The 22,258-nt window shown below is 72.3% G+C and carries 12 protein-coding genes; 4 read left to right on the plus strand and 8 right to left on the minus strand.

Features of this window, described 5'->3' with window-relative positions:
- Positions 1–17 precede the first annotated feature (17 nt).
- Positions 18–1,391: a hypothetical protein gene (locus AB0D49_RS01115; RefSeq protein ID WP_362748658.1), complete on the plus strand. Its 1,374-nt coding sequence runs from the start codon at positions 18–20 to the stop codon at positions 1,389–1,391.
- A 73-nt stretch (positions 1,392–1,464) separates the two neighbouring features.
- On the opposite strand, the gene acnA is transcribed toward AB0D49_RS01115, so the two are convergent.
- From acnA to AB0D49_RS01155, 8 genes are all read right to left on the minus strand, one after another.
- Positions 1,465–4,179, minus strand: a complete 2,715-nt coding sequence (gene acnA, locus AB0D49_RS01120) for an aconitate hydratase AcnA (RefSeq protein WP_362748661.1) — start codon at positions 4,177–4,179, stop codon at positions 1,465–1,467.
- Positions 4,180–4,467: 288 nt separating this feature from the next.
- A complete protein-coding gene (locus AB0D49_RS01125) occupies positions 4,468–5,898 on the minus strand; it encodes an FAD-dependent monooxygenase (RefSeq protein WP_362748664.1) in 1,431 nt (476 codons plus the stop codon).
- Between the two features lie 181 nt (positions 5,899–6,079).
- On the minus strand, positions 6,080–7,030 hold the full coding sequence (locus AB0D49_RS01130; protein ID WP_362748667.1) for a squalene/phytoene synthase family protein: 951 nt from the start codon (positions 7,028–7,030) through the stop codon (positions 6,080–6,082).
- A 108-nt stretch (positions 7,031–7,138) separates the two neighbouring features.
- Entirely contained in the window at positions 7,139–7,723 is a 585-nt protein-coding gene (locus AB0D49_RS01135; RefSeq protein ID WP_362748670.1) for a short chain dehydrogenase, read from the minus strand.
- A 95-nt stretch (positions 7,724–7,818) separates the two neighbouring features.
- Positions 7,819–8,976, minus strand: coding sequence for an XdhC/CoxI family protein (locus AB0D49_RS01140; RefSeq protein ID WP_362748672.1), 1,158 nt, complete (start codon positions 8,974–8,976; stop codon positions 7,819–7,821).
- A 370-nt stretch (positions 8,977–9,346) separates the two neighbouring features.
- Positions 9,347–11,470: a xanthine dehydrogenase family protein molybdopterin-binding subunit gene (locus tag AB0D49_RS01145; RefSeq protein ID WP_362748674.1), complete on the minus strand. Its 2,124-nt coding sequence runs from the start codon at positions 11,468–11,470 to the stop codon at positions 9,347–9,349.
- Complete coding sequence (locus AB0D49_RS01150) at positions 11,467–12,495, minus strand: xanthine dehydrogenase family protein subunit M (protein ID WP_362748677.1); 1,029 nt, start codon at positions 12,493–12,495, stop codon at positions 11,467–11,469. Before AB0D49_RS01150 ends, AB0D49_RS01145 begins: the two co-directional genes overlap by 4 nt.
- On the minus strand, positions 12,492–13,037 hold the full coding sequence (locus AB0D49_RS01155; RefSeq protein ID WP_362748680.1) for a 2Fe-2S iron-sulfur cluster-binding protein: 546 nt from the start codon (positions 13,035–13,037) through the stop codon (positions 12,492–12,494). The genes AB0D49_RS01150 and AB0D49_RS01155 overlap by 4 nt, the downstream gene beginning before the upstream one ends.
- Before the next feature lie 291 nt (positions 13,038–13,328).
- Here AB0D49_RS01155 and AB0D49_RS01160 point away from each other — a divergent pair, with 291 nt between their 5' ends.
- From AB0D49_RS01160 to AB0D49_RS01170, 3 genes are all read left to right on the plus strand, one after another.
- Positions 13,329–14,024 (plus strand): TetR/AcrR family transcriptional regulator, encoded by a 696-nt coding sequence (locus AB0D49_RS01160; RefSeq protein WP_362748683.1) that lies wholly within the window; start codon positions 13,329–13,331, stop codon positions 14,022–14,024.
- A gap of 64 nt (positions 14,025–14,088) precedes the next feature.
- The gene (locus AB0D49_RS01165; RefSeq protein ID WP_362748686.1) at positions 14,089–15,618 is read left to right on the plus strand and encodes a UDP-N-acetylglucosamine 1-carboxyvinyltransferase; all 1,530 of its coding nucleotides are present in this window, start codon (positions 14,089–14,091) and stop codon (positions 15,616–15,618) included.
- 277 nt (positions 15,619–15,895) lie between these two features.
- Entirely contained in the window at positions 15,896–22,219 is a 6,324-nt protein-coding gene (locus AB0D49_RS01170; protein WP_362748689.1) for a protein kinase, read from the plus strand.
- Positions 22,220–22,258 lie beyond the last annotated feature (39 nt).

Here is a 22,258-nt window from a genome sequence, read left to right on the forward strand (position 1 = left end):
TCGATGGAGGTCCCGCCATGGCCGATCAGCCCCTGCTCACCTACCGCCTCGCCACCAGCCCCGCACCGCTCCAGGCGAGCACCCCGGACACCGCCGCCCAGGGACGTATCACGCTCGCGGTCACTCCGGGCGATCAGGACACCTACGTCGAATCCGTGCAGATAGCCGTACCGGCCGACGGGCTGAGCGGCGGCGCCTACTTCGCCGAGCAGCCGGACTTCTCCTCGGACGACGACCAGTGGGTGACGGGCTCGGCGGTCCAAGTGTCCGCCGAGCACCTCGGGCTGGACGGGGACGCCCAGTTCTACCGGGCGATCTTCCACTACCGGGGCGACGACTCCCAACCGGTCAGCGGCACCGTGCACCTCGGCGTCAGCGGCCCGCTCGGCGACAGCACCGGCACTCTCGAACTCCACATCTCCGAGCGCTCCGGCCCCGACCCCGACGAGTTGGAGGTCCGCCGGCGGACGGTCCCCCTGGTCGTCACCGCGCCCGTGTTCTACCTCCAGGCGTTCCTGGCCCGCTCCGACGAGAGCGCGACCGTCCCGAAGACCAAGTTCGCCGCCGGAAACTCCCCCTACCTGTCCTGGGAGAGCAACGGCGCCTATTTCCGGGTGTACGGCGGCGACGGCCAGATCGTCCACCAGGGGCCGGAGACGTTCTTCACGCTCGACGCCCGCTACCTCACCATGGACACCACCTACACCGTCGAGGCATCCATGTCCCCGGGCGGCGAGGGCAGCGGCAGCAGCTTCGAGCAGATCTACCAGTACGCCACGCTGACCCTGACGGTGACGGACCCGACGCTGGCCGGACTGACCGTCCAGGGCGGTATCGAGGGGCAGTCCGGGCTGAAGCTGAGCGGGGCCGCCGACCTGCGGTCCACGCTCGCCGTGGGGGGTTCCGTGACCGCCGACAGCGAACTGACCGTCTTCGGGTCCGTCTCCGCACGCGGCGACATCGACGTGAACGGCGATATGACCGTCTACAGCACCCTGGACGTCAACGGCACGCTGAAGGCGAACGGCGACCTGGGCGTGAACGGCACCCTGACCGCCAACGGCCAGGTCGAGGCGGTCGGCGGCGACCACTACGTCCGCATCCGCGAACTGCGCGGCCCGTACGGCGAGCATCTGCACATCAACAGCGCCATCGATGTGCTGTCCGGCTGCGACGTCACCATGCAGGAACACCTGAACGTCATCAAGGACATCAAGATCAACGGCCACGGCGTGCTCTCCGACAAGGACAACATCGGGCTCTACAACAACTATTACGGCGGCTACCTCTACGCCAGCACCTACGAGAAGGACAGCGACCGCCGCATCCCCTACGTGTGGGTGCCCGGCAACCGGGTGGACGAGTCGCACTGGCAGATCTCCCGCGACTGACCGCCCCTGAGGCGGACGCGCGAGGGCCGCACCCCCGTCGCCGGGGATGCGGCCCTTTCCGTACGCGGAGGCGTCAGCCGCGGATCAGGTTGCGCAGCACGTACTGCATGATGCCGCCGTTGCGGTAGTAGTCGGCCTCACCGGGGGTGTCGATACGGACGACCGCGTCGAACTCGACGCCCGTGTCGGTGGTGACCTTGACCGTGGCGGGGGTCGTGCCGTCGTTCAGCTCGGTGACGCCCGCGAAGGAGAAGGTCTCCTCGCCGGTCAGCCCGAGGGTCGCGGCGGACCCGCCCTCCGGGAACTGGAGCGGCAGGACGCCCATGCCGATCAGGTTGGAGCGGTGGATGCGCTCGTAGGACTCGGCGATGACGGCCTTGACGCCCAGCAGGGCGGTGCCCTTGGCGGCCCAGTCGCGGGACGAGCCGGAGCCGTACTCCTTGCCCGCGAGGACGACCAGCGGGATGCCCTGGTCGATGTAGTTGCGGGAGGCGTCGTAGATGAAGGAGACCGGGGCGTCGTCCTGGGTGAAGTCGCGGGTGTAGCCGCCCTCGGTGCCCGGCGCGATCTGGTTGCGCAGCCGGATGTTGGCGAACGTGCCGCGGATCATGACCTCGTGGTTGCCGCGGCGCGAGCCGTAGCTGTTGAAGTCGCGGCGCTCGACGCCATGCCCGGTGAGGTACTTCCCGGCGGGGGTGTCGGCCTTGATGGCACCGGCCGGGGAGATGTGGTCGGTGGTGACCGAGTCGCCCAGCTTGGCGAGGACGCGGGCGCCGGAGATGTCGGTGACCGGGGCAGGCTCCATCCGCATACCCTCGAAGTACGGGGGCTTGCGGACGTAGGTGGACTGGGCGTCCCACTCGAAGGTGTTGCCGGTGGGGATGGGCAGCGCCTGCCACTGGGCGTCACCGGCGAAGACATCGGCGTAGGACTTGTTGAACATGTCCTCGCCGATGGCGTTGGCGACGACGTCGTTGACCTCGGCCTCGGTCGGCCAGATGTCGGTCAGGAAGACCGGCTTGCCGTCCTGGTCGGTGCCCAGCGCGTCGCGGGTGATGTCCACCTTCATGGACCCGGCGAGGGCGTAGGCGACGACCAGCGGCGGGGACGCCAGGTAGTTCATCTTGACGTCGGGGTTGATCCGGCCCTCGAAGTTGCGGTTGCCGGAGAGCACCGAGGTCACGGCGAGGTCGTGGTCGTTGACCGCCTGGGAGACCTCGTCCGGCAGCGGGCCGGAGTTGCCGATGCAGGTGGTGCAGCCGTAGCCGACCAGGTTGAAGCCGACCTTGTCGAGATACGGGGTCAGGCCCGACTTGTCGAAGTAGTCGGTGACGACCTTGGAGCCCGGGGCGAGGGTGGTCTTGACCCACGGCTTGCGGGTCAGGCCCTTCTCCACGGCCTTCTTCGCGACCAGCGCGGCGGCGACCATGACATACGGGTTGGAGGTGTTGGTGCAGGAGGTGATCGCGGCGACGGTGACGGCACCGTGGTCCAGCTCGTACGTCGTGCCGTCGGGGGCGGTCACGGTGACCGGGTTGCTCGGTACGCCGTTGGTGGCGGCGGGGGCGTCGGAGGCGGGGAAGGACTCCTGGCCGGCCTCGTCGGCGGTGTCGACGTAGTTGAGGACGTCCTTCTTGAACTGCTCGGCGGCGTTCGCCAGGACGATCCGGTCCTGCGGGCGCTTGGGCCCGGCGATGGACGGGACGACCGTGGCGAGGTCCAGCTCCAGCTTCTCGGAGAAGTCCGGCTCGGCGGCCGGGTCCAGCCACAGGCCCTGCTCCTTGGCGTACGCCTCGACCAGCGCGACCTGCTGCTCGCTGCGGCCGGTCAGGCGCAGGTAGTTCAGGGTCTCGCCGTCGATCGGGAAGATGGCGGCGGTGGAGCCGAACTCCGGGGACATGTTGCCGATGGTGGCGCGGTTGGCGAGGCTGGTGGCGGCGACGCCCTCGCCGTAGAACTCCACGAACTTGCCGACCACGCCGTGCTTGCGGAGCATCTCGGTGATGGTCAGCACCAGGTCGGTGGCGGTGGTGCCGGGCTGGAGCTCACCGGTCAGCTTGAAGCCGACGACGCGCGGGATGAGCATGGAGACCGGCTGGCCCAGCATCGCGGCCTCGGCCTCGATGCCGCCGACGCCCCAGCCGAGCACACCGAGGCCGTTGACCATGGTGGTGTGCGAGTCGGTGCCGACCAGCGTGTCGGGGTACGCCTTGCCGTCGCGGACCATGACGACCCGGGCCAGGTGCTCGATGTTCACCTGGTGGACGATGCCGGTGCCGGGCGGGACGACCTTGAACTCGTCGAACGCGGTCTGGCCCCAGCGCAGGAACTGGTAGCGCTCCTTGTTGCGCCCGTACTCCAGGTCGACGTTCACCTTGAAGGCGTCGTTGGTGCCGAACTTGTCGGCGATGACGGAGTGGTCGATGACCAGCTCGGCGGGGGCGAGGGGGTTGATCTTCGCGGGGTCGCCGCCCAGCTCCTTCACGGCCTCACGCATGGTGGCGAGGTCCACCACACAGGGCACGCCGGTGAAGTCCTGCATGATCACGCGGGCGGGCGTGAACTGGATCTCCTGGCTCGGCTGGGCCTGCGAGTCCCAGCCGCCGAGGGCGCGGATGTGGTCGGCGGTGATGTTCGCGCCGTCCTCGGTACGGAGCAGGTTCTCCAGCAGCACCTTCAGGCTGTAGGGAAGGCGCGCGGAGCCCTCGACCTTGTCCAGCCGGAAGATCTCGTACGACTCGTCGCCCACGTGCAGCGTGCTGCGGGCGTCGAAGCTGTTCGCCGACACGACAGTCTCCTTCATTCATGTGCGCGTACCACCGCATCCTGCCGCGACGCGGTCTTGGCCGATCCGCTAAGGTAAGGCTAAGTTAGGCAAGCCTTACCGCCGGACTCGACGGGGCGTACGGCTCGTGGTGCGCCTTGGCAGATATCTCGATGTCGAGATAACTCTAGTACATGGGCGCGGGACGGTCATGTCCTGGGTGCTGTGGGCGGGGTCTCAGTGCGCCTCGATCCGCCGGGGCGGATGACGCGGCGCCCGGATTCTCCAGATATCTTCTGCTTTCCCCGCCGATCATCTACATCCGCCCCCTGCCCGTCCTTCCAGCCCGCTCAGGAGACGGCGTTCGGCGGTGGTGAACGGGGGGCCGTCCAGCGGGGGCCGCAGCGGACCGGCGAGAGCGGTCAGGAGCACCCCGGGCTTCACCAGGGAGACGGGCCGGGCCCGCAGGGACAGGACGTCGGTCAGTGCCGTGGCGGCGTGGAACGAACCCGTCGCGGTGTGCGAGAGCCGGCCGACATAGCGGCGCAGAAGGCGGTCGGCCGCCGTCGGCCGCCGTCCCCGGGTGCCGGCGAAGTGGATGTCGGAGCCCACCGCCAGGGACCAGGCATCGGTGACACGTGTCCCCACCGCGCGCTGCGCACGGCGGGCGAGACCGGGCACCAGCCCCCCGGCCGCCAGTTGCTCACGCAGGGCGACGGCGGCCCGCGCGGCGGACGACATGCCCTGTCCATAGACGGGGTTGAAGGCGGCGACGGAGTCCCCGAGCGCCACCAGGCCGTCCGGCCACGCGGGGAGCCGCTCGTAGTAGGAGCGGCGGTTGGTGGTGGTGTGGGTGACGCTGACGCCGGAGAGCGGTTCGGCGTGCCGCAGGAGGTCCGCGACGAGAGGGTGGCGCAGGGTGCGCGCGTAGTCCTCGAACGCGTCGGGGTCGGCGGTCGGATGGCCGCCGGGACCGCCCATCAGGCTGACGTGCCAGCGGTCCGCCTCGACCGGCAGGATGTGCCCCGAGCGGGCGGGACCGGGCAGGCCGGGGTCGGCCTGGACGGCGACGACGGGCCAGCCCTCGGTCGGGACCGGGGCGCGGTAGAAGCGGCTGGCGTACGCGAGGCCCGAGTCGATCTCGTCCTGCACGAGGCCCGTGATCCCCAGCCGGGCGAGCCAGCCGGGGGTGCGGGTGGCCCGGCCCGAGGCGTCGACGACCAGATCCGCGCACAGGGCGCGCTCCGTGCCGTCTGCGGCACGCACCCGGACCCCGGTGACCCGGCGGGCGTCGCCGAGCAGGGCGACGGCCCGGGTGCGGGTGCGGACGGTGACACGGGGGTCCTTGAGGACCTGGGCCCGGATCACGGAGTCGGTCAGGTCCCGGCTGGCGGTGAACACCTGGTGGGTGGTGCGGTTCCAGCGGCGGTACCAGCCGTGGGGGGAGTAGACCACCATGTTGGTGGTCACGGGTATGCGGTGGGCGCCCGCGGCCAGCAGCAGACCGGTCGTGCCGGGCAGGAGCCGTTCGACGGCGTCGGCGCCGCCGGTCTGGAGGAAGTGGATGTGCGCGGCCTGCGGCACTCCGGTACGGGGCGCGGGTCCTTCGGGCAGGTCGTGCGCCTCGATGATCTCGACGGTGCGGATGTGGTCGCGGAGGGCCGCGGCGGCGAGCATTCCGGCGATGCTGGCGCCGATGACTATGGCGTGGGTGGGGGTGGGGGTGGAGTGGGGGTCCCTCATGGTGGGCTGCCTTCTGTGGGGGGCGTGCGGGTGGGGGTGAGCGGGGTGGCTGATGCCTGGTGGCTGGTGGCTGGTGGCTCATGCCGGGTGGGCCGGTGGCCGGTGGGCGGTGGCGGTGATGGGCGTCCGGGGTCCCGGGTTCGTGCCTGCGGGTGACCGGGTTTCCCCGCCGGTGCGGGAGTCAGCGGGTGGCGGCGGGGGTCGGGGCCGGGCGGGGTGTGCGGCGAGTGTGGAGGTATTCGCGGGTGAGGGCGAGCAGCGCCGGGAGCGGGGCGGGGGACGCCGGGGCGCGGAGCAGGGCCGGGCCCTTCGCGCGGGCCGCCTTCAGGGTGAGGGTGTCGAGGGTCAGCAGGGCCCGGACCAGCGGGCGGTACGGGGCCGGGGTGGCGGCGGGCAGCGTGGCGCGGGCGGCGGCGTGGGGGACGGCGGCGCGGTCGAGCTGCTCGGCGATCAGGGCGCGGACGGCGGCGGTGTCGCGGGCCTGTTCGAGGTCGGCGCGGGTGACTCCGTGCCGGACGAGGGCGTCGGCGGGCAGCGTGAGCCGGCCGTCGGCGAGGTCCTCGGCGAGATCGTTGGTGAAGTCCAGCCGCTGGCCCGCGTCGATGAAGCTGCGGCAGGCCGCCCGGTGCGCGGCGGCGCCCTCCGGGTCGGTGGGCGCGACCAGACCGGCGACCAGCAGGAACGCCGGGAGGGAGTAGGCGTCGACGTACGCCTGGTAGTCGGACTCGGTGGCGAAGCCGGTGAAGTCCCGGTCGGCGGTGGCGGTTTCCAGGTACGCGGTGATGTGGGTGGTGAGGGCGGGGTGGCGGTCGGCGGTGTGGGCGACGGTCCGCAGCAGCGGGTCGGTGCCGGGTCCCGGGGCGGCCCCAGTGGTGAGGGTCGCGCGGGTCGCCGCCGCCCAGCCGTCCCAGTCGGTGCCGGGCACCTTGCCCTCCAGCACATTGTCGCTGTGGTGCATGAACGCGGTCGCGGCGAGGGCGTGCGGCACCAACGGGCGCGGCAGCAGCGCCTGGAGGGCGACGGCGGCGGTCCGCCGGTACCCGAGGACGAGGGCCCGCTGCCGGGTGTAGGCGGTCCGCAGGGCGGGGTCGGTGATCCGGGCGGCGTCCAGGGCGGTGGTCCATGCGCTCATGGGGCACGAGGGTAGCGACGGCGACCCTGGCCGGAACGCCCCGGTCCGGGCGGCGGCGTGAACCGGAACGCCCGGTCAAGGCGAGGGTGGCGCGAACCGGAACGCCCCTCAGGGCCGCAGGATCTGTCCCCGTCCGTCGCCTTCCACCGCCGTGACGTAGGCCGTGGCCACCTCGGCGACCGGGGTGCCGCCGGACCCGTCCCGTCCCATGGCCTGGAGGGTCTCCCGGATCCAGCCGGGCGCGACCAGGTTGATCCGCACCCCGCGCGGCAGTTCGGGGTCGGCGTTGCGGACGAAGCCCTCCAGACCGCCGTTGACCAGCGCCCCCAGCGAACCGCCCGCCAGGGGCTCGGCGAAGGTGCCGCCGGTGAGGGTGACGGACCCGCCGTCGGACACCTCCCGCGCCGCCCGCCGGGCCAGCGCGGTCTGCCCCAGCAGCTTGCCCCGCACCCCGGCGGCGAAGGCGTCGTCGGTCACGGCGGCGAGATCGACCAGCGGTCCGTTCGCGGCGCAGCACACCACCGCGTCCAGTCCGGTCACCGTCGTGAACAGGGCGTCCAGGGAGGCCGGTTCCTCCAGGTCCACCCGGACGGGTCCCGTCCTGGACGCCCGTACCACGTCGTGCGCCCCTTCCAGCGCCCTGACGACCGCCGTTCCGATGGTTCCGCTCGCGCCCACCACAAGTACCTTCATGGCGCCCAGGTTAGAGGGCGGGGGCGGCGACGCCGGGGTCGGCCGGGGTTGGCCGGAATCGGTCAGGCCGCCGCCGGGCTCGGCCCGGCGCCCGTTCAGGCCGCCGCCTGTTCCTCCCGCGCGCCGCCGTCCGCCGCGCCCGTGTCCCGGTGGATCGGGGTCCGGCTGCCGGTCAGGGGGGCGCCGGTGCCGCCCCGGCGGGCGGCGATGATCTCCGCCGCGATGGACAGCGCGGTCTCCTCCGGGGTGCGGGCGCCGAGGTCCAGGCCGATCGGGGAGTGCAGCCGGGTCAGTTCGGCGTCGGTGAGGCCCGCCTCGCGCAGCCGGGTCTCCCGGTCGGCGTGGGTACGGCGGGAGCCCATCGCGCCGATGTACGCGACCGGCAGCCGCAACGCCTCGACCAGCAGCGGCACATCGAACTTGGCGTCATGGGTGAGCACGCACAGCACCGTACGGGCGTCGGTGGGGGTGGTGCGCAGATAGCGGTGCGGCCAGTCGACGACGATCTCGTCGGCGTCGGGGAAGCGGGCGCGGGTGGCGAAGACCGGGCGGGCGTCGCACACCGTGACCCGGTAGCCGAGGAACGCGCCCGCGCGGACCAGGGCCGCCGCGAAGTCGATCGCGCCGAACACGATCATCCGGGGCGGGGGCACGCTCGACTCCACGAACAGGGTGAGTCCGCCGGGGCAGTGCGAGCCGTTCTCCGAGATCTCCACGCTGCCGGTGCGGCCGACCTCCAGCAGGGCGCGGGCCTCGGCCGCCGCGATCCGGTCCAGTTGGCGGGAGAGCCCGAGCCCGCCCTCGTACGAGCCGTCGGGGCGGACGGTCAGCGCCCGGCCCAGTTGCTCGCGCGGGCCCCGGGCCACCCGGACCACCGCGGCGGCCTCGCCCCGCGCGGCGGCGGCCAGCGCGGCGCCGAGCACCGGGCGGTCCGGCGACCCCGCGGCGACCGGGGTGACCAGCACCTCGACCGTGCCGCCGCAGGTCAGACCGACGGCGAAGGCGTCGTCGTCGCTGTAGCCGAAGCTCTCTCTGAGAGTCTCGCCATCGCGCAGGGCGCGCTCGCACAGCTCGTAGACCGCGCCTTCGACGCAGCCGCCGGAGACCGAGCCGATCGCCGTGCCGTCGCTGTCGACGGCGAGGGCGGCGCCGGGGCCGCGCGGGGCGCTGCCGCCCACGGACACGACGGTGGCGACGGCGAACGCGCGTCCTTCGGCCACCCAGTGGTCCAGCTCCCGGGCGATGTCGAACATCCTTGCCTCCGTGCACCGGCCCGGTGGACGGGCCGGCGGGTTCGGCCCCGGTGTCCCGCTCACCGGGGGTGTGGCGTGTGTGGTCCTAGGAGAACGTGGTGGTCGCTCCTCCGGTTCCCGCCGCGGTCTCCGAGTACCCCGGCGGCGCCTCGGTGACGCGGAGGGGGCGACGGGCCCGCTCAGGGCCTTGAGAAGCGCCGCCGCCGGAGGGTCAAGGGCCGGTGCTCCCCCGCCAGGAGGCGCCCCCAGGAGGCGCCCCCGAAAAAGAGCCCTGCCAAGGAGGCGCCCCCAAAGGAGCCCTGCCCAGGAGGCGCCCACGAAGAGCCGCCCAAGGAGGCGCTCCCAGGAAGAGCCGCCCAAGAAGGCGTCCTCACCCCTGTCCCCCCTCCCCCGCCATCAGCACCCGGTCCGGTCGCAGCGGCAGGTCCCGGTGGCGGACGCCCGTCGCGTGCCGGACCGCGTTGGCGATGGCCGCCGCCGTGCCGACGATGCCGATCTCGCCGATGCCTCTGATCCCGAGCGGATCGCCGTCGTCCGGCGCGGCCAGCCAGTGCGCCTCGACGGCCGGGACGTCGGCGTGCGCGGCGAAGTGGTAGCCCGCGAGGTCGGCGCCGACGGTCGCGCCCGAGGCGTGGTCGCGGGCGGCCTCCTCGTGCAGGGCCATGGACAGGCCCCAGATCATCCCGCCGACCAGCTGTCCGCGCGCGGTCAGCGGATTGACGATCCGCCCGGCGGCGAACACCCCGAGCAGCCGCCGTACCCGGATCTCCCCGGTGACCGTGTCGACGGCGACCTCGGCGAACTGGGCGCCGTAGGAGTGCCGTTCGCTCGGGGGCAGGGCGGCGAGGGCTGCGGTGGTGTCGGCGCGGGCGGTGATGCCCTCCGGGGGCAGGTCGGCGCCCGGGACCAGCCGTTCCCGCAGGGCGCGGACGGCGGCGGTGACGGCCCAGGCCCAGGAACGGGTGCCGGTGGAGCCGCCCGCGATGCCCGCCGGTCCGAAGTCGCTGTCGCCGATGCGGACGCGGACCCGGTCCGGCGCCACGCGCAGCGCCTCGGCGGCGATCAGGGTGAGCGCGGTACGGGCGCCGGTGCCGATGTCGGCCGCCGCGATCCGCACGGTGAAGGTGCCGTCGGCCTCGGCGGTGACGGCCGCGGTGGAGGGCATGGCACCGGCCGGGAAGCAGGCCGCCGCGGTGCCGGTGCCGATCAGCAGCGGGCCCTCGCGGCGCACCCCGGGGCGCGGGTCGCGGCCGGACCAGCCGAAGCGGTCGGCGCCTTCGCGGAAGCAGTCGAGCAGTTGCCGTCCGGCGAAGGGCAGCCCGGAGACCGGGCCGAGCGCGGGCTCGTTGCGGGCGCGCAGTTCGATGGGGTCGAGTCCGAGGCGTTCGGCGAGTTCGTCGAGGGCGCACTCCAGGGCGAAGGAGCCGGGTGCCTCGCCGGGCGCGCGCATCCAGGTCGGGGACGGCACGTCCAGCCGTACCAGCCGGTGCGAGGTGTGGTGGGCGTCGGCGGCGTACAGGGTCCGTCCGGGGCAGGCGGCGGGCTCCATGAACTCATGGACCGTGGAGGTGAGGTTGAGCCCCTGGTGCTCCAGTGCGCGCAGCCGTCCGTCCGGCCCGGCACCGAGCCGTACCCGCTGGACGGTGGGGCTGCGGTAGCCGGCGACGGAGAACATCTGGCGCCGGGTCAGGGCGACCCGGACCGGGCGGCGCAGCCGGGTCGCGGCCATCACGGCGGCCACCTGGTGGGCGCGCAGCCCCTTGGAGCCGAAGCCGCCGCCGATGTGCTCGGAGCGGACGCGGACCGCGCCGGGGTCGAGCGAGAACAGCCGGGCGAGGGGGGCCTGGACCCAGATCGCGCCCTGGTTGGAGTCGATGAGGTCGAGCCGCCCGCCGTCCCAGCGGGCGGTGGCCGTGTGCGGCTCCATGGGGTGGTGGTACTGCTCGGGGGTGGTGTAGCGGGCGTCGATCCGTACGGCGGACGCGGCGAGCGCGGCGTCCAGGTCGCCCACGCGGGCGGTCGCCTGGACGTGCGGTCCGTCGGCGGGGACGTAGGCGCCGGGGTGGTCCTCGCGCAGCGCGGTGTCGTGGGGCTCGGTGTCGTAGCGCACGACGAGGGTCTCGGCCGCCTCGCGGGCCTGCTCGGGGGTCTCGGCGACGACCAGCGCGACCGGCCAGCCGCGGTGCGGCACGCGGTCGTGCTGGAAGACGGCGGTGGTGGGGTCGTCGGTGTCGGCCACGTCGAGGTGGGGCGCGTCGCCGTGGTGGAGCACGGCGAGGACGCCGGGCCGGGCGAGCGCGGACGCGGTGTCCACGGAGCGGATACGGCCCCGGGTGACGGTGGACAGCACGAGCCAGCCGTGGGCGAGTTCGGCGAACGGCACCTCACCGGCGTAGCGGGCCCGGCCGGTGACCTTGTCGGGCCCTTCGACCCGGGTGTGCGGGACGCCGACGGGGGACGGGGGGCGTAGGGGGGTGCTGGGGGTGACGGTCATCGGGCCGCCCCTTCGGTGGGTCCGGCGGATTCGGTAGCTGTTGTGGGTCCGGCGAGTTCGATGAGCAGGGCGGTGACGAGATTGCGGACCAGGGGGACCTTGTAGGCGTTGTCCCGCAGGGGCGTGGCGGCGGCGAGTTCGGCGGCGGCGGCGCGGGTGAAGGCGGCCGGGGTGGCGGGTCCGCCGATCAGGGCCCGCTCGGCGGTCCGGGCCCGCCAGGGCCGGGAGGCCACCGCGCCGAACGCCAGCCGGACATCGCGTACGCGCCCGTCCGACACATCGAGCGCGGCGGCGACCGACCCGATGGCGAAGGCGTACGAGGCGCGTTCGCGCACCTTGCGGTAGCGGGAGCGGGCGGCGACCGGGGCGGGCGGCAGGGTGACGCCGGTGATCAGGGCGCCGGGCGGCAGCGCGGTCTCGCGGTGCGGGGTGTCGCCGACGGGCGGGTAGAGGTCGGCGAGCGGTGTCTCGCCGGGGCCGTCCTCGGTCTCGTAGGTGACCACCGCGTCGAAGGCGGTGAGGGCGACGGCCATGTCCGAGGGGTGTACGGCGACACAGTGGGCGGAGGCGCCGAGGATGGCGTGATTGCGGTGCTCGCCGGTCACGGCGGGGCAGCCGCTGCCGGGGGCGCGCCGGTTGCAGGGCGAGGCGAGGTCGGTGAAGTAGGCGCAGCGGGTGCGCTGGAGGAGGTTGCCGCCGACGGTGGCCATGTTGCGCAGTTGGCCGGAGGCGCCCGCGAGGACCGCCTGGGTGAGCGCGGGCCAGCCGCGGCGGACGTCCGGGTGGGCGGCGAGGTCGCTGTTGGTGACGGTGGCGCCGATCCGCAGCGAGCCGTCGGGGGCGCGGTCGATCCGGTCCAGGGGCAGACCGCGGACGTCGACCAGCCGGGCGGGGCGTTCGACGCCGGACTTCATCAGGTCCACGAGGTTGGTGCCGCCGCCGAGGTAGCGGGCGTCGGGGTCGCGGGCGAGGAGGGCGAGGGCGGTGGGGATGTCGTGGGCGCGGTCGTAGGCGAACTCCTTCATCGGACGGACTCCTCGGCGGCACGGGCGACCGCGTCGACGATGGCGACATACGCGCCGCAACGGCACAGGTTGCCGCTCATCCGCTCCCGTATCTCCTCCGGACCGAGCGGCGGCGGTCCGGCCTCGGGGCGGGGATCGGCGGTGACGGCGCTGGGCCAGCCGGCCGCGTGCTCCTCCAGGACGGCGACGGCGGAGCAGATCTGTCCCGGGGTGCAGTACCCGCACTGGTAGCCGTCGAGGTCGAGGAACGCCTGCTGGACGGGGTGCAGCCGGTCGCCGTCGGCGAGCCCCTCGACGGTGGTGATGTCGGCCCCCTCGGCGGCGACGGCGAGGGTCAGACAGGACAGGGCGCGGCGCCGGTCGACCAGGACCGTGCAGGCGCCGCACTGTCCGTGGTCGCAGCCCTTCTTGGTGCCGGTGAGGTCGAGCCGCTCGCGCAGGGCGTCGAGGAGGGTGGTGCGGTGGTCGGCGGTCAGCGCGTACTTCTCTCCGTTGATGTGCAGGACGAGTTCGCTGGACGTCGACACGGGGGCCGAAGCCATGGTCAGCCTTCTTTCACGGTTTCTTCGCGGCTCTTTCGCGTTCTTCGCGGTGCTTTCGCGGTCCCGGGCGTCGTGGGGGGGGCCGGCGCCGTGCGGGAGGACGACCGGGGGAACCCGCGGGGGCGGGCGGACGGGGGTGGCGACCCGGCGTCGTCACGCTGGGAGACTGGGGCGGGGCGGGCCACCCCCCGGAGCCCAACCGGACAACTGTCCGGTACAGTCAGGAACGTAGCGGACAGCTGTCCGGTTGGCAAGATCGGGTCCGCTCAAGACGCGTCGGGAGAAGCGAATATGAGCCAGTCGAGGGACGGGGCGCCGCCCGGGACGGACGGGGCCCCGCAGCGGGTGGACGCGCAGCGCAACCGCGAACGCATCCTCGCCGTGGCCCTCACCGAGCTGACCCGGGACGCGGGGACCCCGCTGAGCGCGATCGCCAAGAAGGCGTGCGTCGGACAGGGCACCCTGTACCGGCACTTCCCGAACCGCGAGGCGCTGGTCTTCGAGCTGTACCGGCATGAGATGCAGCAGGTCGCGGACGCCGCGCCGGAACTGCTGCGCACACACGCCCCGCAGCGGGCACTGCGGGAGTGGATGGACCGTCTGGCCCGCTACTACATGACCAAGATCGGCCTGGCCGAGGCGATCCGCCGGGCGACGAGCAGCCCCGCCGGCGGTACGGCCCCCCGCCCCACGCCCCTCCTGGAGGCGATCGAACTCCTGCTGGCGGCCAACGAGAAGGCGGGCACCGTCCGCCCCGGCGTCAGCGCGGACGACTTCGTCCTGGCCATCGCGGGCCTGTGGCAGATCGACCCGGCACAGGACTGGCAGCCGAGGGCGGAACGGCTGCTGGACCTGGTGATGCGCGGCTTGAGCGCGACGAACACCCCACAGGGGAACACAATGGACATCTCACATGATCCCCCACCCTGCCCGACATGCCCCCCTCCCACTCCCCTGCTCTCCCCACCCCCCACCAGGGACTCTTGACGCCGCTTCACCCGAACGGACCCCCCGGCGAGCGCGATCTCATATCTGAGATAGCCTCAAGGTCATGGCAGACGACTACCTCGAACGCATCGGCAAGCTCATCCGTGACGCCCGTCAGCACCGGGGCTGGACACAGGCGCAACTCGCGGAGGCGCTCGGCACCAGCCAGAGCGCCGTCAATCGCATCGAGCGCGGCAACCAGAACATCAGCCTTGAGATGATCGCCCGAATCGGTGAAGCGCTGGACAGTGAGATCGTCTCGCTGGGCTACGCGGGCCCGATGCATCTGCGGGTCGTCGGCGGACGCCGTCTGTCCGGCGCGATCGACGTCAAGACCAGCAAGAACGCGTGTGTGGCGCTGCTGTGCGCGACGCTGCTGAACAAGGGCCGTACGGTGCTGCGCCGGGTGGCGCGCATCGAGGAGGTGTACCGCCTGCTGGAGGTGCTCGGATCCATCGGCGTCCGCGCCCGCTGGATCAACGGCGGTGTGGACCTGGAGATCGTGCCCCCGGCCGACCTGGACATGGCGGCGATCGACGCGGACGCCGCCGTCCGCACCCGCTCCATCATCATGTTCTTCGGCCCGCTGCTGCACCGCATGGACCGCTTCAAACTGCCGTACGCCGGGGGCTGCGACCTCGGTACCCGGACCATCGAGCCGCACATGATCGCGCTGCGCCGGTTCGGTCTGGACATCGCGGCGACCGAGGGCCAGTACCACGCGATGGTCGACCGCTCGGTGCGCCCCGACCGTCCGATCGTGCTGACCGAGCGCGGCGACACGGTGACCGAGAACGCGCTCCTCGCCGCCGCCCGCCACGACGGTGTGACCACGATCCGCAACGCGTCCTCCAACTACATGGTCCAGGACCTGTGCTTCTTCCTGGAGGCGCTGGGCGTCCGGGTGGAGGGCATCGGCACCACGACCCTCACCGTGCACGGCGTCCCCACCATCGACGTGGACGTGGACTACTCCCCCTCCGAGGACCCGGTCGAGGCGATGAGCCTGCTGGCCGCGGCGGTGGTCACCGAGTCCGAACTGACCGTCCGCCGCGTCCCCATCGAGTTCCTGGAGATCGAACTCGCGGTCCTGGAGGAGATGGGCCTCGACCACGACCGCAGCCCCGAGTACGTCGCCGACAACGGCCGCACCCGCCTGGTCGACCTCACGGTCCGCCCGTCCAAGCTGGAAGCGCCGATCGACAAGATCCACCCGATGCCGTTCCCGGGCCTGAACATCGACAACGTCCCGTTCTTCGCGGCGATCGCGGCGGTGGCCCAGGGCAAGACCCTGATCCACGACTGGGTCTACGACAACCGCGCCATCTACCTCACCGACCTCAACCGCCTCGGCGGCCGGCTCCAACTCCTCGACCCCCACCGCGTCCTGGTCGAGGGCCCCACCCGCTGGCGCGCCGCGGAGATGATGTGCCCGCCCGCGCTCCGCCCCGCGGTGGTGGTCCTGCTGGCGATGATGGCGGCGGACGGGACGTCGGTGCTGCGCAATGTGTACGTCATCAATCGGGGGTACGAGGATCTGGCGGAGCGGTTGAATTCGATCGGGGCGCAGATCGAGATCTTCCGAGACATCTGAGCCCTCCTCACCAAGAAGCCGCCGCACCCCTCCTGAACAGCTCCGCCGGGAGACCGGAAGGGGAGTCGGGACGGGGCGCGGCGGCAACTCTTTGCCCTCCATGGGGCGTTGAGCCGGGAGCGAAAGCGTGAACCGCGCGGACGCGCAGCCCAGCAGACCCGGAATGCCCGTTGACAACGTCAACAGGCAGGTGTGATGCTCGTCAACAGGGTGAAGGTATACGCTCCCTACGGAATGTACCCACCTTGTGTGCGACGGGTGAGAACGGGGAGGGCCAGTGGGCCAGGAGACGGTCGCCGGACGGTTCCGGATCACGGGGGTACTGGGCCGCGGGAACATGGGCGAGGTGCACCGTGCCGACGACCTCCAGGCGGCCCCGGACTCCCCGCACCGAGAAGTCGCCGTCAAGACGGTGCTGCGCAGCCGGACCGGGCTCGCCGTCGACACCTCGGGAGCCGGAACGGAGATCGACCGGTTCCGCCGCGAGGTGCGGATCATGCGGATGCTCTCCCAGGGCCACCCGAACCTCACCCTGCTGATCGACGGTGGTGTGGACGAGGCACCGGGCGGCAGCGGTCTGCCCTATCTGGCCATGGAGTTGCTGGACGGGCATCCGCTCGCGGACCTGATCGACGAGGAGCCTCAGGCGCCGGTCTCCTGGGTCGCCGCCATCGGGGCGCAGCTCTCCGCCGGTCTCGCCGCCGCCCACACCGCCGGGGTCGTCCACCGCGATCTGAAGCCGGCCAACGCGATGCTGACCCGAGACGGCACGGTCAAGGTCCTCGACTTCGGCATGGGGTCGGTCGTCGACGACCCCGACCAGACCCGTCTGACCAGCACCGGCGTCAGTGTCGGCACGGCCCGCTATATGGCGCCCGAGCAGTTCCGCGCCGAGCGGGTCTCCGCGTCGGCCGACCTCTACGCGCTCGGCTGCATCCTGTACGAGCTGCTGATAGGGCGGCCTCCGTTCTCCGCCAGAACCCCCTACGAGCTGTCCGAACAGCACCAGCACGAGCAGCCGCCACGTCTCACGCTGGTCCGCCCGGATCTGCCCGCCGAGCTGGTCCGGCTGGTGGACCGCCTTCTGGAGAAGGACGCCGAACTCCGGCCCGACAACGCCGCCCTGGTCCGTGAGGCGCTGATCCCGCTCGCTCTCGCGCCGGACGACACGGCCGCCCTGCTGGCTCCGCACTGGCTGGCGATGGACCCGGTGGCACGACTGCGCGCCCTGCTCCCCCAGCCTTCCCCGGCCGCCCCCGCGCCCGTGCCGCGCCGACGGCCGCGACTGCCCGAGACGATGGACGTCTTCGGCATCCACGCCGACCTGATCAGCGAGTACGAGAACTTCACCAAGAGCGCCACGGTGATCCGGGACGCCCGTATCGACGGCTTCGTCGAGGACGACCTGGCCGCGAAGTCGCAGTGGCCCGACCCCTGGCTGTCGCTCAACCCGTTCTTCGCCGACGGCGGCCAGGTCACCGACCTCGTGCGGGACGGGGTGCTGCACCCCAGGTGTGCCGAGATCTTCCAGGCGGGCAAGCGGGACACCGCGGTGCGCCCGGACGGCCGGCCGCTGACCTTCCACCTCCACCAGCGGCAGGCGATCGAGGCCGCGCGGGCGGGTGACTCCTATGTCCTCACCACGGGCACCGGTTCCGGCAAGTCGCTGGCGTACATCGTCCCGATCGTGAACCACGTGCTGAAGGAGCGGCAGGCGGCGGGGCCGGACGCGGGTGGCCGGGTGCGCGCGATCGTCGTCTATCCGATGAACGCGCTGGCCAACTCGCAGCTGGGCGAGCTGGAGAAGTATCTGCGGCACGGTTTCGGGAAGGGCCGCGAGCCGGTCACCTTCGCCCGGTACACCGGTCAGGAGTCCCCCGACGAGCGCCAGGAGATGCGCAAGAACCCGCCGGACATCCTGCTGACCAACTACGTGATGCTGGAGCTGATGCTGACCCGGCCGGACGACCGGTCGAGCCTGATCCGGATGGCCGAGGGGCTCCAGTTCCTCGTCTTCGACGAGCTGCACACCTACCGGGGCCGTCAGGGCGCGGACGTGGCGTTCCTGATCCGCCGGGTGCGGGAGGCGTGCCGGGCGTCCGCGACGCTCCAGTGCGTCGGCACCTCGGCGACCATGTCCACCGAGGGCTCCTGGGAGGAACAGCGGCGTGAGGTGGCCAGGGTCGCCGGACGCCTGTTCGGTACGACGGTGCTGCCGAAGCGGGTCATCGGAGAGACCCTGGTCCGGGCGACGGAGGAGGCGCCCGAGACCGTACCGGCCGAGCGGCTGCGGGTACCGGCGGCGCCGCGCTCGTACGAGGCACTGACGAAGGACCCGCTGGCCCGCTGGGTGGAGTCGCGGTTCGGTCTGGAACGCGAGAACGGCACGGGGCCGCTGCGCCGCTGTGCCCCGGGGACGGTCGAGAAGGCCGCGGCTGACCTGGCCGGCCCGTCCGGGGTGCCCGAGGAGACCGTGCGCGAGGCGATCCGGACGACCCTGGAGGCAGGGGCGCAGGCCAAGCATCCGGTGACGGAGCGGCCGTTGTTCGCGTTCCGGCTGCACCAGTTCCTCTCCAAGGGCGACACCGTCTATACGACGCTGGAGAATCCGCTCACCCGGCCGCTGACCCGTACCTACCAGCTGGAGCAGCCGGACAGCGACGGCAAGCCGCTGTTCCCGCTGGCGTTCTGCCGTGAGTGCGGCCAGGAGTACCTGACCGTGTGGCGCACCGAGGACGGCGGGGTGTTCCGGTACGAGCCGCGCCGGGACACCTCCGCCTCCGGGGGACGCGCGGGCGAGGGCTATCTGTACCTGGGTATGCCCGGCGAGGACTACGAGTGGCCGGCCGATCCGCAGAAGGCCGTGGACGACCGGCGGTTGCCGGAGTCATGGCTGGAGCCGGACGCGCAGGGCGTCACGGTCGTCAGGAAGTCCTACCGGCCCCGGGTGCCCAAGCGTGTCGTCGTGGACGCCCACGGGAACGAGTCGGGCGAGGGGCTCGTGGCGGCGTTCGTGCCCGCGCCCTTTCTGTTCTGTGTGCACTGCCAGGTCTCCTACGAGCAGACCCGCGGCCGGGACTTCGCCAAGCTGGCCACCCTGGACCAGGAGGGGCGTTCCTCGGCGACCTCGCTGATCTCCGCCTCCATCGTGAAGTCGCTGCGCGCGGTGCCGGAGGAGAGCCTGGGCAAGGAGGCGCGCAAGCTCCTCACCTTCGTCGACAACCGGCAGGACGCCTCGCTCCAGGCGGGGCACTTCAATGACTTCGCCCAGGTGACCCAGTTGCGTGGCGCCCTCTACCAGGCCGCGGTGCGGGCCGGTGAAGAGGGCCTGAACCACGACGGCCTGGCCGAGGCCGTCACCGCGGTGATGGGGCTGGCGCCCGGCGCGTACACGGATGTCGCGGACCTGACCCCGGCCATGGAACGCCGTGCCGTGAAGGCCTTCCGGGACGTCGTCGGGTACCGCCTCTACCGCGACCTGGAGCGCGGCTGGCGTATCACGATGCCGAACCTGGAGCAGACGGGACTGCTGCGGATCGACTACGAGGATCTGGCCTGGCTCGCCGCCCGCCATGACCGCTGGCAGTCCGCGCACGCCGTGCTGCGCGACGCCGATCCGGCCCTGCGTGAGGAGATCGCCCGTACGCTGCTCGACTTCATGCGGCGGGCCCTCGCGATCGATGTGCAGTACTTCCGCGACGACTTCGACACCCTCCAGCGGGCGAGCGAGGAGCGGCTGACCGGCGCGTGGGTACTGAGCGAGAGCGACCGGCCGACGGTCGGGACCGCCTATCCGTACGGATCGCGACCGGGTATGGAGCGCTCCGCGCTGTTCCTGTCGGCCCGTGGCAAGTTCGGCAAGTATCTGCGGCGGAACATGCCCGAGCTGCGTGCGGCGTCCGTGACCCTGGACGACCTCCAGTCCGTCATCGAGGATCTGCTCACGGTGCTGCGGGACGCCGATCTGGTGCGCGAGGTGGACGCGACCCCCGAGCAGTCCGGTCCCGCCTACCGGCGCCGGGCCGCGCAGAAGCGCACCGGCTACCGGGTCTCCGCCGCCCACCTCATCTGGCGGGCCGGGACCGGTGAACGCGGTGCGGTCGACCCGCTCGCGCGTACCTACAGCAGCGGCGAGGGTCCGCGCGTCAACCCGTTCTTCCGCGACCTGTACCGGACCGCCGCCGCCGAGCTGGCGGGAATCTTCGCGCGGGAGCACACGGCCCAGGTCCTCCCGGAGGACCGGCTGGAGCGCGAGGAGCAGTTCCGGGAGGCCCGACTGCCTCTGCTGTACTGCTCTCCGACGATGGAGCTGGGCGTGGACATCTCCTCGCTCAACGCCGTGCTGATGCGCAATGTGCCGCCGACGCCGGCGAACTACGCGCAGCGCTCGGGCCGGGCGGGCCGTTCCGGTCAGCCCGCGCTGGTGACGACGTACTGTGCGACGGGCAACAGCCACGACCAGTACTACTTCCGCCGCTCGCGGGACATGGTGTCGGGTCAGGTGGCCCCGCCGCGCCTCGATCTGGCCAACGAGGATCTGGTCCGCTCGCACCTCCAGGGCATCTGGCTGGCGGAGACCGGGATGAAGCTCGGCACCGCGATCCCGGAGGTCGTCGATGTCGCCTACGACCCGGACGGTGAGGACCGCCCCGATCCGCTGATGCCGCTGCCGCTGCGCTCCGAGATCGTCAGCCGGTCCCTGGACGAGGACGCCCGCAGCCGCGCCGCCGCCACCGCCCGTGCCGTCCTCGCTCCGCTGATCGCGGACTTCGAGTCGACCACCTGGTGGTACGACGAGTGGATCGAGGACCGGATCGAGCGCGCCCCGCAGGAGTTCGACGACGCCTTCGACCGATGGCGCCAGCTGTTCCGGGCGGCCGTCATCGACCAGTACGAGCAGAACAAGCGGGTCGTCGACCACACTCTCACGCAGGGCGAGCAGAGCCGCGCGCGCTCGCGCCGCAGGGAGGCCGAGACCCAGACGAACCTGCTGCTGAACCGCTCCACCGACAGCAAGTCGGTGATGAGCGACTTCAATCCGTACCGCTATCTGGCGTCCGAGGGGTTCCTGCCGGGCTACAGCTTCCCGCGGCTGCCGCTGGCCGCGTACATCCCGCGCTCCGGCAACCGCCGCAACGCCGACGGCGACTATCTGCAACGCCCCCGCTTCCTCGCGATCCGCGAGTTCGGTCCCGGCGCGCTCATCTACCACGAGGGCGCCCGCTACCAGGTCACCCGGGTACAGCTGCCGCCCGACGCCTCGGGCGAGCTGGCGACGGCGGAGGCCAGGCGCTGCGACGGCTGCGGATACCACTACGCCGTCAAGCCCGGCTCCGACACCTGCTCGCTGTGCGGTGCGGAACTGCGCGGCAAGCGCACCGGTCTGCTCCACCTCCACACCGTGTACACCACACCCCGCGAGCGGATCTCCTCCGACGAGGAGGAGCGCCGCCGCGCCGGTTTCCGGCTGGAGACCTCGTACGCCTTCCAGGACCACGGTGCCCGCAGGGGACGTCTCACCTCGCATGTCGCCGACGCCGGCGGCGCACCCGTCCTCGATGTGGACTACGGCGACTCGGCGACCGTGCGGATCACCAACCTCGGCCGTGTCCGCGACAAGGAGAACGAGCCGGACGGCTACTGGCTGGACCTGGGTGACGGCCGCTGGCTCAACGACCGGGCCGCCGCGGACGCCATCGAGGGCACCGGAATGCCGGTGGTGGACGACGACGGCAACGAGAAGCGCCGCAAGAAGCGGGTGCTGCCCTTCGTGGAGGACCGCCGCAACATCCTCGTGGTCACCTTGGAGGAGCCCCTGCCCGAGCCGGTGGCGTGGTCGTTCCTGTACGCGCTGGAGCGGGGCATCGAGGCGGCGTTCGAGCTGGAGGACTCCGAACTGACCGCGGAGCTGCTGCCGCCCGACAGCGGCCCGCGCCGCCGCATGTTGTTCACGGAGGCAGCCGAGGGCGGCGCCGGTGTGCTGCGCCGCATCCAGCACGAGAGGGACGCTCTCGCCAAGGCGGCCAGAACCGCCCTGGAGATCTGCCACTTCGACCCGGACACCGGCGAGGACGACGGCGGACCTGAGGGAGGCGGGAAGTGCGCCCGCGGCTGCTACGCCTGTCTGCTCACCTACGCCAACCAGACGCACCACCGCCAGCTGAGCCGGCACAGCGCCCGCCCGCTGCTGGAGCGGCTGGCCGCGTCCCGTACCGAGCGGGAGGACCGGGGCGAGTCCCGCAGCGAGCAGTTCCGCAGGCTGGCCCCGGCGGAGCCGACGACCCCCGTGGAGGCGGACCTCGCGGCCCTGGTCGCCCAGGGTGATCTGCTCGGCTGGCTGCGGGCGAAGGGCTACCGGCTGCCGGACGAGGTGAAGGTCCTCGTCCCGGAGGCCGGCGCCTGTCCGGACCTCGTCTTCCGCCTCGACGGCGCCAACCTCGCCGTGTTCGTCGACATCCCCGGCCATCCCGCCGACACCACACGTGACATCGAGGCCGGATACCGCCTGGAGGAGGCCGGCTGGGATGTTCTGCGTTTCCCGGTGGACGCGGACTGGGACGCCCTCGCGGACCTCAACGCGGCCTACTTCCACCTCCGCTGACCCCCAGTCTCTCCCCGACCGCTAGGAACCGAGACATCT

Source organism: Streptomyces sp. NPDC048290 (assembly GCF_040652095.1).
Taxonomy (GTDB): domain Bacteria; phylum Actinomycetota; class Actinomycetes; order Streptomycetales; family Streptomycetaceae; genus Streptomyces.

Coding starts and splice junctions, on each gene's coding strand:
- AB0D49_RS01145 (WP_362748674.1), bottom strand. CDS start 11,470: ATGACCGTCACCCCCAGCACCCCCCTACGCCCCCCGTCCCCCGTCGGC.
- AB0D49_RS01160 (WP_362748683.1), top strand. CDS start 13,329: ATGAGCCAGTCGAGGGACGGGGCGCCGCCCGGGACGGACGGGGCCCCG.
- AB0D49_RS01115 (WP_362748658.1), top strand. CDS start 18: ATGGCCGATCAGCCCCTGCTCACCTACCGCCTCGCCACCAGCCCCGCA.
- AB0D49_RS01135 (WP_362748670.1), bottom strand. CDS start 7,723: ATGAAGGTACTTGTGGTGGGCGCGAGCGGAACCATCGGAACGGCGGTC.
- AB0D49_RS01150 (WP_362748677.1), bottom strand. CDS start 12,495: ATGAAGGAGTTCGCCTACGACCGCGCCCACGACATCCCCACCGCCCTC.
- AB0D49_RS01125 (WP_362748664.1), bottom strand. CDS start 5,898: ATGAGGGACCCCCACTCCACCCCCACCCCCACCCACGCCATAGTCATC.
- AB0D49_RS01155 (WP_362748680.1), bottom strand. CDS start 13,037: ATGGCTTCGGCCCCCGTGTCGACGTCCAGCGAACTCGTCCTGCACATC.
- AB0D49_RS01140 (WP_362748672.1), bottom strand. CDS start 8,976: ATGTTCGACATCGCCCGGGAGCTGGACCACTGGGTGGCCGAAGGACGC.
- AB0D49_RS01165 (WP_362748686.1), top strand. CDS start 14,089: ATGGCAGACGACTACCTCGAACGCATCGGCAAGCTCATCCGTGACGCC.
- AB0D49_RS01130 (WP_362748667.1), bottom strand. CDS start 7,030: ATGAGCGCATGGACCACCGCCCTGGACGCCGCCCGGATCACCGACCCC.